This window comes from Sphingomonas sp. (genome assembly GCF_019635455.1).
Classification (GTDB): Bacteria; Pseudomonadota; Alphaproteobacteria; order Sphingomonadales; family Sphingomonadaceae; genus Sphingomonas.
This window is the reverse complement of the sequence record NZ_JAHBZJ010000003.1, coordinates 227,850-243,440: the sequence shown is the minus strand read 5'-3', so window position 1 is coordinate 243,440 and position 15,591 is coordinate 227,850. Positions and strand designations below refer to the sequence as shown.

Sequence of the window (15,591 nt, the reverse complement as noted above, 5' to 3'; positions counted from 1 at the left end):
ATGCGCGCGCGACGTCGCGCGATGATCCCCCCAACGCTAGCCCCGATGACGAGCAGACCGATGAGCCCGAAAGCCACCAGTTCGCGCACTTCGAACCTATCCAACACAAATCTCCGACACGCGCTGAAGCTGACATACTCACAGCGTCGGAGACCAGATACCGATGATCCGCTCGACGATCAATTCGGCAGCATCCTCAGCTGTTTGTTTTGTCGTGTCGATCCGGATTTCGGGGTTGGCGGGTGCTTCATAGGCGCTCGAAATGCCGGTGAAGTTCGCGATCTCGCCGGCGCGGGCCTTTTTGTACAGGCCCTTCACGTCACGGCGCTCCGCCTCGGCCAGCGGCGTATCGACGAAGATTTCGAAGAACTCGCCATCGGGCAGCATGCGCCGCACCATTTCGCGTTCGGCGCGGAAGGGCGATATGAAGGCGGTGAGGACGATCAACCCCGCATCGGCCATCAGGCGCGCGACCTCGCCGACCCGCCGCACATTCTCGATCCGGTCGGCGTCGCTGAACCCCAGGTCGCGGTTCAATCCGTGACGGATATTGTCGCCGTCGAGCAGGAAGCTGTGCTTGCCCATCGCGTGCAGCTTCTTCTCGACCAGATTGGCAATCGTCGATTTTCCCGCGCCGGAAAGGCCGGTGAACCACAGCACCCGCGCCTGCTGTCCTTTTTGCGCGGCATGGCGGTCGCGCGTGATCTCCACCGCCTGCCAGTGGATCTGGTGGGCGCGACGTAGCGGGCGATCGATCATGCCCGCCGCGATGGTCGCGTTGGTCAGCTTGTCGATCAGGATGAACCCGCCCAGATCGCGGTTCCGGCGATAGGGTTCGAACACGATACCCCGGTCGGTCGCGATTTCCGCCACGCCGATATCGTTGAGTTCCAGCGTCTTGGCGGACAGCTTTGCCATCGTGTTGACGTCGATCGCGTGTTCCGGCTCGCGCACCGTGGCCCCGACCGTCTGGGTGCCGATCTTCAGCCAATAGCCTCGGCCCGGCAGAAGGGCGGTGGGGTCCATCCACACGATCGTCGCACTGAACTGATCGGCGACTTCGGGCGGGTCGTCGGCGGCGGCGATCACGTCCCCGCGCGAACAATCGACTTCGTCCGCCAGGGTCAGCGTTACCGACTGGTCGCGCCCTGCCGCGTCCAGGTCGCCGTCGAATGTCACGATCCGGGCCACGGTCGTGAGCCGGCCGGAAGGAAGGATGCGGACCCGGTCGCCCGGCGTCACGCGGCCTTCCGCGATAGTGCCGGCAAAGCCGCGAAAGTCGAGATTGGGCCGATTGACCCATTGTACGGGCATGCGAAAGCCAGCTGCGTCGCGGTCCGCGTCCGCCACCTGCACCGTTTCCAGATGCTCGATCAGAACCGGCCCGTCATACCAGGGCGTGGCCGTGGAGCGCGTCGCGATGTTATCGCCGGCCAGGCCGGATAGCGGGATCGCGGTGAAGTCCGCGATGCCGATTTCGGTGGCGAAGGCGCGATAGTCTGCGACGATGCGGTCGAACACCGCCTGGTCATATCCCACAAGATCCATCTTGTTCACGGCCAGCACGATCTGGCGGATTCCCAGCAGATGAGCGAGGAAGCTGTGGCGGCGCGTCTGCGTCAGGACGCCCTTGCGCGCGTCGATCAGGATCACCGCCAGATCGGCGGTCGATGCGCCCGTGACCATGTTGCGCGTATATTGTTCGTGGCCCGGCGTATCGGCGACGATGAACTTGCGCTTTTCCGTCGCGAAAAAGCGATAGGCGACGTCGATCGTGATCCCCTGTTCACGCTCCGCCGCCAACCCGTCGACCAGCAACGCGAAATCGATGTCCTGCCCCTGCGTCCCGACCCGCTTGCTGTCGGCCTCCAGCGCAGTCAGCTGATCCTCGAAAATCTGGCGGCTGTCATAGAGCAGCCGGCCGATCAGCGTCGATTTGCCGTCATCGACGCTGCCACAGGTGATGAAGCGGAGCAGCGATTTCGACTGATGTTGCGCCAGATAGGCCGCGATGTCGGTCGCGATCAGATCGTCGGGGCGATAGGATGGCGTGGGCATCAGAAATAGCCCTCCTGCTTCTTTTTCTCCATGCTCGCGCTCTGGTCGTGGTCGATGGCGCGGCCCTGCCGTTCGCTGGTGGTGGTCAGCAGCATTTCCTGGATGACCTCGTCCAGGCTGGCGGCCCGGCTCTCCACCGCTCCGGTGAGCGGGTAACAGCCAAGCGTGCGGAACCGGATCGAACGTTCGACCGGCACTTCCCCCGCCAGCGGAAAGCGGTCGTCATCGACCATCAGGATCATGCCGTCACGGACCACGGTCGGGCGCGGCGCGGCGAAATAGAGCGGGACGATCTCGATCCCCTCGGCACGGATATATTGCCAGATATCCAGCTCGGTCCAGTTGGACAGCGGGAAGACGCGGATGCTCTCCCCCTTTGCCTTGCGGCCATTGTACAGGCGCCACAGTTCCGGCCGCTGCGCCTTGGGGTCCCAGCGATGGCTGGCGGAGCGAAAGCTGAATACGCGCTCCTTCGCCCGGCTCTTTTCCTCGTCGCGCCGGGCGCCGCCGAACGCAGCGTCGAACCCGTGGGCGTCGAGCGCCTGTTTCAGCCCCTCGGTCTTCCACATGTCGGTGTGCAGCCCGCCATGATCGAACGGGTTGATCCCCCGGGCCTTCGCTTCGGGATTCTGGTGGACCAGCAATTCCATCCCCGCAGCCCGCGCCGCGCGGTCGCGCAGTTCGTACATGGCGCGAAACTTCCACGTGGTATCGACGTGCAACAGCGGGAAGGGCGGCGGCGCGGGAAAGAACGCCTTACGTGCGAGATGGAGCATCACCGCACTGTCCTTGCCGACCGAATAGAGCATCACGGGGCGTTCCGCCTCGGCGACGACTTCGCGCAGGATGTGGATGCTCTCGGCCTCCAGCCGGGCGAGATGGGTAAGCGGTTGCATGGCCGCCGATCTAGTGAGCCGGTGCGCCGCGTGCGATCTAGATAAACTTTAGACGGGGTGAGATGGGGTCACGCCCCGCGATTGTGCGGGCGGCGCCGGCGGATGCTCCGGGGAGCGCGAAGGGCGCACACGGCTATCGGACCGTCCGGATGCGCGCGTCGCGGCGTCGCGGAAGGGGTGAGGTGCGATCGCCCCTTTCCGCTCGCCGGGCTTGATCGGTCCTTCTGGTCGCCGCAGGAATTGACCCGATCGGTGGCGTCGCGGCCATCAAGGACGCAGGCATCAAAAAAGCGCGCGGCCAACCGGCATCGCGCGCCTGGGATGGGGAAATAAGCCCGGGCGAGATGAAATCGCGCGTTTCCGCAGATTCATCCGCCCGGGCCGGAGAGGTTACCAGGGACGAAGATCGTCGCCGTAGCCTTCCCGGAAAAGAAGGTTGAACATGTGTTTTCTCCCATTGTGCGCAAAAGGCGCACCCATATTGGTTACCGAAAAAATAACCATAAATCAATCGGGGGCGGCGTGAATGCGACGCGATCGCCCATCGCGGGGATTTCGTCCTTAAGGGTTCTTTCAAGAGTAGCGCCTATCCCGGTCGGGTGATGTCGAACCTCGGCGATTTCAGCGCGGGAATGCACCCGCCCGGGCAAGCCACGCCCTCGGGCCTGCCGCCGCTCGCGTTCGATATGCTCAACCCGATCCGCTCGTTCGATGCTGAGCACGCCGACGACGCCGACGAACGTGGCCGCGCACGCGCCAGGCCCTGGCGCGCGATTGCGCTGTGCGAGATCGTCAATTTTCAATCATTGCGCCGGCATCTCGGTCGGGCGCGGGCGGACACGCTGGCATGTGACGTGGCCGAGCATATCGGATCGCTTCACCCCGGTATTCGCCTGGCCGTGGTCGGGCGGGCGCTGGTCGAACTTTCCTTTGAATCCGACACGCCGGCAAAGGCGACGGCATCAGTGGAGGAGCTTTGTCGCGTGTTCGCGCGCACGCTCGACCTTGATGGCGAACGTCACCTGATCCAGATGCGCTGGGGCCTGGCCGTTGCTGCCGCCAGCGATGACGATGAGGTGCGCCTGAGCGAGGCTGCCGAAGCGGCGCTGGAGCAGGCGCGGCAGGAGGCGCGCGTCGTCACGCTCGACCTGTCGCAGGCGGGAGTCGCCTTCGATCGCGTCAGCCTGATGCGCGAACTGCCGCGTGCGATCAGTGCGGGCCAGATGTTCCTGCAATATCAGCCAAAGGTGAACGTCCGGCGCGAAGCGGTGTCGAGCGCGGAGGCGCTGGTCCGCTGGCAGCATCCGGTGCGCGGGCTGATCCTGCCGGGTGATTTCATCTCTGCGGCGGAAGAGGGTGGGGAGATTGCCGGCCTGACCCTGTGGACGTTGCGGCAGGTGATCGCCGATCAGCGCGTCCTGGCCGCGCACGGCCACGACATGCCGGTGTTCATCAATATTTCCGGCGTGCTTCTGGCGGACACCGCTTTCGTCGAAGAGGCGTGCCGCATCGTTCGGGAATCGGACGCGAAGATCGGGTTCGAAATTACCGAAACCGCGGTCATCCGCGATCCCGAAAGCGCGATCCGCCATCTCAAACTGTTTTCGGACATCGGGATTCCGCTCGCGATCGACGATTACGGTGCCGGCCTGTCATCGCTCGCCTATCTCAAGCAGCTGCCGGCCACCGAACTCAAGATCGACAAGATGTTCGTGATGCAACTGACCAGCAGCAATCGCGATCCGCTGATCGTGCGATCGACCATCGATCTCGCCCATGCGCTGGAAATGGAAGTGACCGCCGAAGGTGTCGAAACGCCCGCCGCGCTGGCGCTGCTCAGCGTGATGGGGTGCGATATGGTGCAGGGATATCTGCTCAGCCGGCCGATCGCGCTCGATGCGTTCATCCGTTATCTGGATGAGGAAGGTTTCAAGTCGGTGTCCAGTGCGCGGCCCAGCTTCGCGGCCTTGCAGGGATTCCGCCGGAAGGCCGGGTGATGCTGCGCGGCATTGCCCTCGCATTGGCGACGCTGTGCCTTGGACTGGCGATGCCCGCCGCCGCGCAGAGCGGCCCGGCACAGGCCGATATCGACAAGGCGAAAGCGGCGATGATCGGCGAACCGCGCGACGCGCTCGCGCTGTCGCTGGCGGCGGAGAAACAGGCGGCGACTATCGCCGATCCTGCCGCGCGCGCGACCGCCTCGGCCACCGCATTATGGCTTCAGGGCGAGGCGCTGATCCGGATGCGCGACGCAAAGGCCGCATCGCCGCGCATCGCACGGGCGCTGCGGCTTATCAGCGGCGATCCCCGTCCGGGCAAGCTGAAGGGCGACCTGTTGCTGGCGCGCGCGGGCGTGCAGCAGGACCAGCTGCGCCCCGCGGAGGCGCTCGCCTCGCTTCAGGAGGCCTATACGATCTTCGCCGATGTCGGCGAGAAGCGCAGCCAGTCGATCACCCTGCAAACCATCGCCACCCTCTATACCCAGGCGAACGACCTTGCGAGCGCGGACAAATATTTCCGGCAGGCGTCGGAAGTGTATGAAGGCGACCCGAAGCTGTCGATCTTCCTGCTCAACAATCGCGGCAACGTCCTGCTTCAGCTCGATCGGCCGGCAGAGGCGGTCGCCCAGTATCGCCGCGCGCTCAAGATCGCGCGGTCGCTGGAAACCGAGCAGATCCTGCCCCAGATCCTGATCAATCTTGGCCGCGCCTATCTGCACGACAAGGATACCGCCAATGCCGATGCGGTGCTGGGCCAGGCACAGCGGCTGATCGATTCCGGCGTTGCACCGGGGATGGAATGGAAGCTGCTTTCGGTATCGGCGAAGCTGGCGTTCGACCGCGGTCGGCTCGATCTCGCCGAAGCACGGATCGCGCGCGCCTTTGCCGGGGTTCGCCTCGCCGACACGACGATCGCCTATCGCGACGCGCATCTGACCGCCTATGAAATCTATCGCGCGCGTGGCGAAACCAAACAGGCGCTGGCCCATCTGGAACGGGTGCGCAATCTCGGCGACGAGGCGGCGCAGCTGGCGACATCGACCAATATCGCACTGATGGCGGCGCGGTTCGACTATGCCAATCAGGAACTGCGCATCGCCAATCTGAAGGCCGAGGAGCTGCGCCGGGCCGCCGAATTCCAGCGCACGATCTTCATCGGGCTGGGCGGCGCGACGCTGATCATCATCACGCTGCTCAGCATCGGCCTGTTCACCATCCGGCGCAGCCGCAATCAGGTGCGCGCGGCCAATACCGAACTCAACGAAACCAACGTTGCGCTCGAAAAGGCGCTGAAGGCGAAGACCGAATTCCTGGCGACGACCAGCCACGAGATCCGCACGCCGCTCAACGGCATCCTGGGCATGACCCAGATCATGCTGCGCGATCCGTCTGTCCCCGCCGCGACCCGCGACCGGCTGGATGTGGTCCACGGCGCCGGCATGACGATGCGCGCGCTGGTCGATGACATTCTTGACGTCGCGAAGATGGAAACGGGGAACCTGTCGGTCGAGCTGGTCGCGACCGACCTTCAGGCAACGCTGCGCGACGCGGCGCGGATGTGGCAGGAACAGGCGCGCGGCAAGGGACTGGAGTTCCGTCTCGATATCGATGGCGCGCCGAACTGGGTGAATACGGATCCGGGCAGGCTCCGGCAGATGTTGTTCAACCTGTTGTCCAACGCGATCAAGTTCACCGAAAGCGGCACGATCGCGCTGACGGCGTCTGCCGAGGGCGGGCGGCTGTGCATCGCGGTGACCGACAGCGGCATCGGCATCCCCGCCGAAAAGCATGAGGAAATCTTCGAATCGTTCAAGCAGGTCGATGCAGGCACGACGCGCAAGTTCGGTGGCACCGGCCTGGGCCTTGCGATCGTCCGCAACCTTGCGCGCGCGCTGGGCGGCGACGTCGCGGTACGCAGCGACGAAGGTGCAGGCACCTGCTTCACCATCGACCTGCCGCTCGATCTGGCGGAGGCGCCGGGCGGGGACGGGGTGAGCGGCAACGCGCGCCGCATCGTCGTGCTCGATCGCAATCCGATCGCACGCGGCATGCTCAGGACCCTGCTCGAACCGGCATTCGCATCGGTCCAGTTTGCCGGAACGCCCGAAGAGGCGGTCGATCTGCTGGACGCATCGACGCTCCTGCTCGCGGAAGAAGCGACGCTCCGCGCGGCTGGCGACGATATCGGCGCGACGGTTGCGGGCCTGGCCAGCTCCGCCCAGGCGCGCGGCGCGGCGGTGGCGGTGCTGTGGAGCAAGCTGGACGATGACATGCGCGCGTCACTTCTGTCGGCAAAAGTCGGAATGATCGTTGAAAAGCCGATTGCCGGCGCAATATTGATTGAGCGATTGATTGGGTTCGCGGAAGAAAATTTCCCGAACTTGGCGAATAGTTCACTTGTGTCCCAGGCGGCTTAGGGCGATAGCACACATATGCGTTTAGCGTTGCGCCTCCATACCGATCCCGGACTGACCTCGTGAATATCCTGTTCATCGAGGACGATCCGATGAATCGTCGGGTCGTCCGCGACATGCTGGACGTTGCCGGCGCGGCGATGACGGAGGCGGAGGACGCGGAAACCGGGCTGCGTCGCATCGATGCGGAGGATTTCGACGTCATCCTGGTCGATTTGCGCATGCCGGGCATGGACGGGATCGAGGCGATTCAGCACATTCGCGCGCGCGGCGATCACAAGGCGGAATTGCCGGTGATCGTGGTCACCGCCGATACCGCGGTCGATCTGCGCGAACGGTGCCTGGGCGCGGGTGCGGACGAGGTGTTGTTCAAGCCGGTTGCGATGGACGCGCTGTTCGACACGATCGGGCGCGTGCTGGCGCAGCGCAGTGGCGGGGACATGCTGCTTTAGAACGGTCCGGGTCGCCCCGTCGGATCAATAGGTCCGGATCGGCATGTTGATCCAGGGATGCTCCCGGAACCATTTGGTGATGATATATTTGACGCCGCGCACCACCGGCGTCCCCTCATGCAACGTCGCCGGATTGGGTGCGCCGTCGGGCTTCATGTTGTTCCACGCGAGCAGCATGCCCTTTTTCGGCGCGACCCGCAGGCCGGCCTGGGGGAACCAGGTCGCGCCCCCTTCCTCGACATCGTTCAGATAGATCATCGTCGTCCAGGTGCGCTGGCCGCCCGAGGATTTCATCGCCGCCCAATATTCCTGGCTTTCGCTGAACCAGTCATAATGCGCGCGGAATTGCTGGCCCGGCGCGTAACGCTGGCCCTGCATCGTCTCGCCATGTTCGGGCGGGATTCCCAACAGGCTGGCCATCCGCTCGTCGATCGGCTGGACATAGGGGGACCAGCGATCGAGGTCGCAGCTCTCGCTGGTGCGGAATTCGGGATCGTCAGACGCCGCGAGCAGGGTCGATGGCCGGCGGTTCGCGTCGATCATTCCAATCAGTTGGCGGCATTCGGTGTCGGAGAGGAAATCGGGGTGGTAATAGAATTGGACGTTGTCCACCTTCGCCTTGCGAACGGCGCCATTGGCTTCGATCCGGGCGGTGGCCTGTTGCCCCAGGCGCGCACGCGCAAGCGATGCGCCGCCGGACTTGGGTTTCGCGAAAATGCTCATCGCGCGCAATTTGCCGCGACGCCGCCGAAACGCAAGAGGCCCGACCGTTGCCGGCCGGGCCTCCCTTGCGTGACGACGCGTCTCGCTTACCAGAAGATGTCGTACACGACGTCCACGACATAGCCGGTCCGGATATCGACGAGCAGCGCGTCATTGTAATAGCGCACCCAGCGATACGGGCCATAGGCCGGCGGCAGGCGATAATAGAACGGATCGTTGATCCAATAGTTCTGCGAGAACAGCAGCGCGCCGATCGTCAGACCGATCGAAAAGCGCTGATAGCCGTAACGATAGCCAGCCGGCGCGTAATAGCGGGGCAGGCGATAGATGTTGCGGTTATACTGGCGATAGCTGCCCCAGTCATAGCGGCGATCGCCCCGCCAGCCGCGGCTCCAGTCGCGCCGGTCGCCGCCGCGATATTGCTGCGAACGCTGATCCTGGCGATAATCGCGTCGATCGTCGGTGCGGTCGCGGCGATATTGCTGGGGCGCCTGATATTGCGGCTGCGGCGCGGCCTGCTGACGCTGCGGGGCCTGATACCGGCCCTGCGTGCGTTCGCCACCACGGTCGCCGCCGCCACGCCGGCCCTGCCACTGCGGGGTGGACTGGGGCGCCTGAGCCTGGGGTGCCTGATAGGACGGCGCGGCCTGCTGGCGCTGGGGTGCCTGATAGGATGGCGCGGCCTGCTGGCGCTGCGGCGCCTGATAGGACGGGGTTGCCGGCTGACGCTCGCGCGCCTGATACATGGGGCGCTGGCTGTCCTCGGACGAGCGGCGCTGCTGCCACTCCTGTCGCGGCGACTGGCGCTGCTGTCCCGACTGGTCGCCACCACGTCCCTGCCAACGGCCACGCTCCTGCGCGATCGCCGTGGCGGGGGTCAGAATTGTCGCGCCGATCAGCGCGGCCAAGATCATCTTCTTCATTTCCATCCTCCGCTCCCGGCACACGCCGGCGTTCAGACTAGGCCCCTTTTGCCGCGAGTCGGCTGACACGTCTCTGAATCGGGCTGACAGCATTGCGAAAGGATTCATCAATCGCTCGGGGAGGGCTGTGGGTCGGCGGTTTCGGCTTCGTCGTCCTCCTGCTCGCCGCGCGCCAGTCGCGCAGCCCGGCCGATCGCGTCGATCAATCGCGGATAGATGCCGCACCGGCATAAATTGGTGATCGCCGCCTCGATCTCCTCGTCGGACGGGCTGCGATTCTTGCGCAGCAGCACCGCCGCCGCCATCACCATGCCGGGGACGCAATATCCGCACTGCCCGACATTGGCGGACAGGAACGCGCGCTGCACCGGATGGTCGCGCGCTTCCGCCAGCCCCTCGATCGTCGTGACGAACGTCCCCTCGATCGCCCCGATCGTCACCTGACAGGATCGCACCGCCTCGCCATCGATATCGACGGTACAGGCACCGCAATCGCCGCTGCCGCAGCCATATTTGGTGCCGGTGAGGTTCGATGCGTCGCGCAGCGCCCAGAGCAGCGGCGTGCGCGGATCCAGCCTGTATTCGACCGGCTGGTTGTTGACCGTGAACTTCGTCATGCCGCCGACCCTAGCGCGAAGGCGGCGGCGGCCCAATAGGGCGCGGTCACCCGATCAGGACGGGATGGCCGCAACGATAGCCATCGATCCACACCTTGGCAGTGCCGATCTGAAGGCCGGCGAGCGTGAGCAGGTCGAACAGCGTGCGCTCAAGCCCCGGCGTGGCGGCGGAGATCGCCGAGGCGACCTGGCTTTGCCCGGGCAGCCCCATGCCCAATCCCAGGCCCGGGAAGCGGACATCGATCCGGGTCGAGGCGAGTGTCGATCCGATCAGCGTCGATACGCCGTCGGTCGTCGCGACCGACTTTCCGACATGCCCGGCAATGTCCTCGCGGGTGAAGGACAGCGGCTGCCAGTCGGACGCCTCCAGCGCCCCGAAGGCACGCCCGTCCACCTCCAGCAACGGCGCGCGCAGCATCGGTGCCGGGGGGAGGGCGGTCGGGCCGTCCGGAATCGCCTGACCGATCGGGATTGCGGCCACAGCCACCCGCGCGACGCCCGCGCGCGCACGGACGGCCGCAGTCGTGCGTGGCGCGCAGGGCAGGGCGTCCAGGACCGCACGCGCCTGCGCAATGTCGGCGGCAAGCGGCAGGTTCAGCGAGAAACCGAGCAGCGGGCCGATATCCGCGACCAGGTTGATCCGCGCCTGCGCCGTGTTCACCTCGATCCCGCTGCGTTCGTTGACGATCATCCACGGGCTGGACTGGATCGCCTCACCGATGCGCAGTTCCGCGCGAACCGCGGACAGGCCGGCAATCCCGCTTCCCAGGTCCAGCGAGACGGCGTTGCCGCGATTGGCAAGGGCGAGCATGGCGCCCAGCAGGTCGCTCGCCCGCGTCTGTGCGCGCACCGCCGACTGGCCGCCCCCACCGACATTGCCCGCGCCGGGCAGGTCGAGCCCGATCAGGTCGCCGAGCCGCAGGGTGCGCGGCGATCCGCCGATCCCCGCCGCGACCCCCTCCAGCGCACCGCTGCCCGACGCATCGCCGAGCGCACGCAACAGCAGCGGCAGGTCGAATTCGCGATCAAGCAGGCTGTCATAGCTGATCGCGCCCAGGTTCGCGCGCAGCGCCACCGCGTCGAGAAAGGCGAACAGATCGACATTGGCGCTCGCCAGCCCCTGATAGCCGAGCAGCGACAGGCCGACCGACGAGCCGGTCATCGCGCGGGTAAAGCCGTTGACGACCCCATTCTCAAAGCTCGCCAGCCCCGATCCGATGGACAGCGCCCCCAGATTGCGGCGCGCCGCGGTCGCGGTGACGGTCGCGGGCGGGAAACGCAGGCCCAGCGCGCGCAGGAAATAGGTGTCGTTGGGATAGGTCGCGCTGACCTGAACCGCGTCGCCGGCCGGGTTCGGCGTCAGCACGATGCCGGTGGCGCCACGAGTCGCGATTCCGGCGGTAACGCGCGTGTCGATCACGACGCCCGGGCGGTTCGCGGCGATCGCCTGCCGTGCGCGCGTCGCGGCGTCGGACGGCGCCTGTGCCGCCGCCAGCGCCGCCGCATCGACCGCGCCCTGCATCCGCCGCCGCTCCAGCGCCACCGCGCCGACATCCACCGCCGCCGCAGCAGCACCGAGCAGTACCGGCAGCATTCCGCCCACCAGCACGGCGACGCCGGCGCGCCGGTCGCTGGTCAGCCGGCGCATCATGCCTCACCGTCCAGGATGGTGCAGTCGCGCGTGATGGTCCCGGGCGGAAGCGGAACCATCGCCGCGAACGAGAAGATCGGCAGCCATGTCGCGTCAAAGGCGATGCGGATTCGCGTCCGCCCGTCGCCGATCGCGGTGGCGCTCACTTCGCGCAGCCGGTCGGCGCGGATCAGGAAATAGCCGGTGGCATTCGCATCGACATAGGCGTGCACGATCGACGATCGTTCCGCCGCGTTCGATCCCGCGACCGATCGCCGCGCGGCGTCGGCGGCCAGCTGCTGCACCGAATGGGCCGCACCGAAATACAGGCCGTAGGACAGGATGCCGACCAGCATCGATGCGAGTATCGGCAACAGCAGCGCGAACTCCAGGATCGCGCTCCCGCATTCGCCGTTCTTCAAGTTCGTCACGCCACGCATGAACTTTCCTCGAAATCAGGCGCATAGCGTGGCGCGGGGGCGGTTAACGGCATGCGCAAATCGGGTAACGGACTGGACCGTTATGGATCGTGGGACGGGCAAGTCGCGCGCCGCCCACGCGGATCCGCGACGTTGGAACCATCCGGAATGGACGCGAGTCCCTGGTGCGCGCACTCCGTTAGCGCTGCGTCCGTCCGGGCGAGCGGGCGCCCATTGCGGTGCGGGGCGGCACGCGGCTATTGGGCGACAAAAGAACAGGAGAGCATATGAGCCTGCCCCAGATGGATTTCGACCTGGGCGAGACAGCAGAGATGATTCGCGAAACCACCGAGCGATTCTCGCGCGAGCAGATCGCGCCGCTGGCCGCGCGCATCGACGCGGAGGACTGGTTCCCGCGCGACGAACTCTGGCCGGCGATGGGCGAGTTAGGGCTGCACGGCATCACCGTGGAAGAGGAATATGGCGGGCTGGCCCTCGGCTATCTCGAACATGTGATCGCGTGCGAGGAGGTATCGCGCGCGTCCGCATCGATCGGGCTCAGCTATGGCGCGCATTCGAATTTGTGCGTCAACCAGATTCGCCGCTGGGCGTCGCCCGCGCAAAAGGCGAAATATCTGCCCAAGCTCATCAGCGGCGAACATGTCGGCTCGCTGGCCATGTCGGAGGCGGGCGCGGGCAGTGACGTCGTCAGCATGAAGCTGCGGGCCGAGCACAAGGGCGACCGATATGTGCTCAACGGAACGAAGTTCTGGATCACCAACGCCGCCTATGCCGACACGCTGGTCGTCTATGCGAAGACCGGCGAAGGATCGCGCGGGATCACCACGTTCCTGATCGAGAAGGACATGCCCGGCTTCTCGATCGGGCAGAAGATCGACAAGATGGGGATGCGCGGGTCGCCGACGGCGGAACTCGTGTTCACCGATTGCGAGGTGCCGGAGGAGAATGTCATGGGGCCGCTGAACGGCGGCGTCGGCGTGCTCATGTCGGGCCTGGATTACGAGCGCACGGTGCTGGCCGGAATCCAGCTCGGCATCATGCAGGCATGCCTAGATGTGGTGCTGCCTTACCTGCGCGAGCGCAAGCAGTTCGGCCAGGCGATCGGCAGCTTCCAGCTGATGCAGGCGAAGGTCGCCGACATGTATGTCGCGCTCAACTCCGCGCGTGCCTATGTCTATGCCGTCGCCCGCGCGTGCGACGCGGGCAGGACGACCCGCTTCGACGCCGCCGGCGCGATCCTGCTGGCGAGCGAAAGCGCGTTCAAGGTCGCGGGGGAGGCGGTTCAGGCACTGGGCGGCGCGGGCTATACCAGGGACTGGCCGGTCGAACGCTTCCTGCGCGACGCGAAGCTGCTCGACATCGGCGCGGGGACGAACGAGATCCGCCGCATGCTGATCGGCCGCGAACTGGTGGGGGCGGCGTGACCCGCGATCACCGTCCCACGAACAGGAACGCGACCGCCGCCATGATGCAGGCGAAAGCGGCCAGGTGGCGCCAGCTGATCGCTTCGCCCAGCACCGCGACCATGAAGACGCCGAAGACGATGAGCGCGATCGCCTCCTGCACGACCTTAAGCTGGCCCGGCGTCCACCCGCCGGCATATCCCAGCCGGTTGGCCGGAACCGCGAAGCAATATTCGACCAGCGCCAGGCCCCAGCTGATGAGGATGACCGCCAGCAGTGGCCGGTGCATCCCGCCTTTCGACAGATGCCAGTACCAGGCGGTGGTCATGAAGACGTTGGAGACGATGAGGAGCAGGATGGTCGGCATGTTCGGTTCCGGCTGTCGGCACGGCGGCGCTGCGCTGTGCGCCAGCTTTGGCGGGGTGGCAAGATGAGCGCGCCTGTTCTCAAGACGCTGGTGTCGGCCGACGACCCGCAGTTCCGCGCCAATGCCGCGCACAATCGCGCGCTCGCGGACAAGCTCCGCGCGGATGTGGCACAGGCCGCGCTGGGCGGGAACGAGAAATCGCGGGAGCGGCATGTGGCGCGGGGCAAATTGTTGCCGCGCGAGCGGGTCGAGCGCCTGCTCGATACCGGCGCGCCGTTCCTTGAAATCGGTCAGCTCGCCGCGAACGACCTCTACGACGGCGAAGTCCCGGGCGCGGGCGTGATCGCCGGCATCGGCCGCGTGTCAGGCCGCACCTGCATGATCGTATGCAACGACGCCACGGTAAAGGGCGGCACCTATTATCCGATGACCGTGAAGAAGCATTTGCGCGCGCAGGAGATCGCCGAGGCGAACCGGCTGCCGTGCATCTACCTTGTCGATAGCGGCGGCGCGAACCTCCCGCATCAGGCGGATGTGTTTCCCGACCGCGATCATTTCGGCCGCATCTTCTTCAATCAGGCCAATATGAGCGCGAAGGGCATCGCCCAGATCGCTTGCGTCATGGGCAGCTGCACCGCCGGCGGCGCCTATGTTCCGGCAATGTCGGACGAGACCGTGATCGTGCGCGAACAGGGGACGATCTTCCTCGCCGGGCCGCCCCTGGTAAAGGCGGCGACGGGTGAGGTCATCAGCGCCGAGGATCTGGGCGGCGGCGATCTGCACGGACGCAAATCAGGCGTCGTCGATCATGTCGCGGACGACGATGCGCACGCGCTGACGATCGTGCGCGACATCGTCTCGACCCTGCCGCCCGATCGCGCGGCGGAGGTTGCGATCCGCGATTCCCGCCCCCCGAACTATGACGCGGAGGACCTGTACGGCGTCCTCCCCACCGACGTCCGCGCGCCCTATGACGTGCATGAGGTGATCGCGCGGCTGGTCGATGGCAGCGAATTTCACGAATTCAAGCCGCTCTATGGCGCAACGCTTGTCTGTGGTTTCGCGCATATCTGGGGTTTGCCGGTAGCGATCCTCGCCAATAACGGCGTGCTGTTCAGCGAAAGCGCGCAAAAGGGCGCGCACTTCATCGAACTCGCCTGTCAGCGCCGCGTCCCGCTGCTGTTCCTCCAGAATATCAGCGGCTTCATGGTCGGCGGCAAATATGAGGCGGAGGGGATCGCCAAGCACGGCGCCAAGCTGGTCACCGCCGTCGCCACCGCCAGCGTGCCAAAGGTCACCGTGCTGATCGGCGGCAGCTTTGGCGCCGGCAATTACGGCATGTGCGGCCGGGCCTACGCCCCACGCTTCCTGTTCAGCTGGCCGAACAGCCGGATCAGCGTGATGGGTGGCGAACAGGCGGCGAGCGTGCTCGCGACCGTTCACCGCGATGCAGAGAAATGGACCGCGGAAGAGGCCGAGGCGTTCAAACAGCCGATCCGAGACGATTACGAGGCGCAGGGCAACCCCTGGCACGCCACCGCGCGCCTGTGGGACGATGGCATCATCGATCCCGCGCAGACCCGCGATGTGCTTGGCCTCGCCCTGGCTGCCACGCTCAACGCGCCGATCCCGGAACGCCCGGCGTTCGGCGTCTTCAGGATGTGATGA

13 protein-coding genes are annotated in these 15,591 nt (G+C 65.8%); 5 read left to right on the top strand and 8 right to left on the bottom strand.

Annotated features, from left to right (window positions below; genetic code table 11):
- Positions 1–138 precede the first annotated feature (138 nt).
- Positions 139–2,058 carry a sulfate adenylyltransferase subunit CysN gene (gene cysN / locus KF783_RS05970; protein WP_294077363.1) on the bottom strand — a complete coding sequence of 640 codons (1,920 nt, stop codon included), beginning with the start codon at positions 2,056–2,058 and terminating at the stop codon, positions 139–141.
- Positions 2,058–2,954, bottom strand: coding sequence for a sulfate adenylyltransferase subunit CysD (gene cysD / locus KF783_RS05965; protein ID WP_294077361.1), 897 nt, complete (start codon positions 2,952–2,954; stop codon positions 2,058–2,060). Before cysD ends, cysN begins: the two co-directional genes overlap by 1 nt.
- Positions 2,955–3,586: 632 nt before the next feature.
- On the opposite strand from cysD, the gene KF783_RS05960 reads away from it, so the two are divergent.
- The 3 genes from KF783_RS05960 to KF783_RS05950 are packed head-to-tail and all read left to right on the top strand — an operon-like array spanning position 3,587 to position 7,820.
- Positions 3,587–4,951, top strand: a complete 1,365-nt coding sequence (locus KF783_RS05960; protein WP_294077359.1) for an EAL domain-containing protein — start codon at positions 3,587–3,589, stop codon at positions 4,949–4,951.
- Positions 4,951–7,371 (top strand): ATP-binding protein, encoded by a 2,421-nt coding sequence (locus tag KF783_RS05955; RefSeq protein WP_294077357.1) that lies wholly within the window; start codon positions 4,951–4,953, stop codon positions 7,369–7,371. The genes KF783_RS05960 and KF783_RS05955 overlap by 1 nt, the downstream gene beginning before the upstream one ends.
- A 59-nt stretch (positions 7,372–7,430) precedes the next feature.
- Positions 7,431–7,820 carry a response regulator gene (locus tag KF783_RS05950; RefSeq protein WP_294077355.1) on the top strand — a complete coding sequence of 130 codons (390 nt, stop codon included), beginning with the start codon at positions 7,431–7,433 and terminating at the stop codon, positions 7,818–7,820.
- A 24-nt stretch (positions 7,821–7,844) separates the two neighbouring features.
- Here KF783_RS05950 and KF783_RS05945 read toward each other — a convergent pair whose 3' ends face one another.
- From KF783_RS05945 to KF783_RS05925, 5 genes are all read right to left on the bottom strand, one after another.
- On the bottom strand, positions 7,845–8,543 hold the full coding sequence (locus tag KF783_RS05945) for a 2OG-Fe(II) oxygenase (RefSeq protein ID WP_294077352.1): 699 nt from the start codon (positions 8,541–8,543) through the stop codon (positions 7,845–7,847).
- A gap of 86 nt (positions 8,544–8,629) precedes the next feature.
- Entirely contained in the window at positions 8,630–9,466 is an 837-nt protein-coding gene (locus tag KF783_RS05940) for an RcnB family protein (RefSeq protein WP_294077350.1), read from the bottom strand.
- 107 nt (positions 9,467–9,573) lie between these two features.
- Positions 9,574–10,083: a (2Fe-2S)-binding protein gene (locus KF783_RS05935; protein WP_294077349.1), complete on the bottom strand. Its 510-nt coding sequence runs from the start codon at positions 10,081–10,083 to the stop codon at positions 9,574–9,576.
- Between the two features lie 46 nt (positions 10,084–10,129).
- The gene (locus KF783_RS05930; RefSeq protein WP_294077346.1) at positions 10,130–11,731 is read right to left on the bottom strand and encodes a pilus assembly protein TadG-related protein; all 1,602 of its coding nucleotides are present in this window, start codon (positions 11,729–11,731) and stop codon (positions 10,130–10,132) included.
- Positions 11,731–12,153 (bottom strand): TadE family protein, encoded by a 423-nt coding sequence (locus KF783_RS05925; protein WP_294077344.1) that lies wholly within the window; start codon positions 12,151–12,153, stop codon positions 11,731–11,733. Before KF783_RS05925 ends, KF783_RS05930 begins: the two co-directional genes overlap by 1 nt.
- A gap of 266 nt (positions 12,154–12,419) precedes the next feature.
- On the opposite strand from KF783_RS05925, the gene KF783_RS05920 reads away from it, so the two are divergent.
- A complete protein-coding gene (locus tag KF783_RS05920; RefSeq protein WP_294077343.1) occupies positions 12,420–13,577 on the top strand; it encodes an isovaleryl-CoA dehydrogenase in 1,158 nt (385 codons plus the stop codon).
- A gap of 7 nt (positions 13,578–13,584) precedes the next feature.
- Here the strand turns inward: KF783_RS05920 and KF783_RS05915 are convergent, their stop codons facing one another.
- Positions 13,585–13,923 carry a DMT family protein gene (locus tag KF783_RS05915; protein ID WP_294077341.1) on the bottom strand — a complete coding sequence of 113 codons (339 nt, stop codon included), beginning with the start codon at positions 13,921–13,923 and terminating at the stop codon, positions 13,585–13,587.
- A 63-nt stretch (positions 13,924–13,986) separates the two neighbouring features.
- Here KF783_RS05915 and KF783_RS05910 point away from each other — a divergent pair, with 63 nt between their 5' ends.
- A complete protein-coding gene (locus tag KF783_RS05910; protein ID WP_294077340.1) occupies positions 13,987–15,588 on the top strand; it encodes a carboxyl transferase domain-containing protein in 1,602 nt (533 codons plus the stop codon).
- Positions 15,589–15,591: the final 3 nt, after the last annotated feature.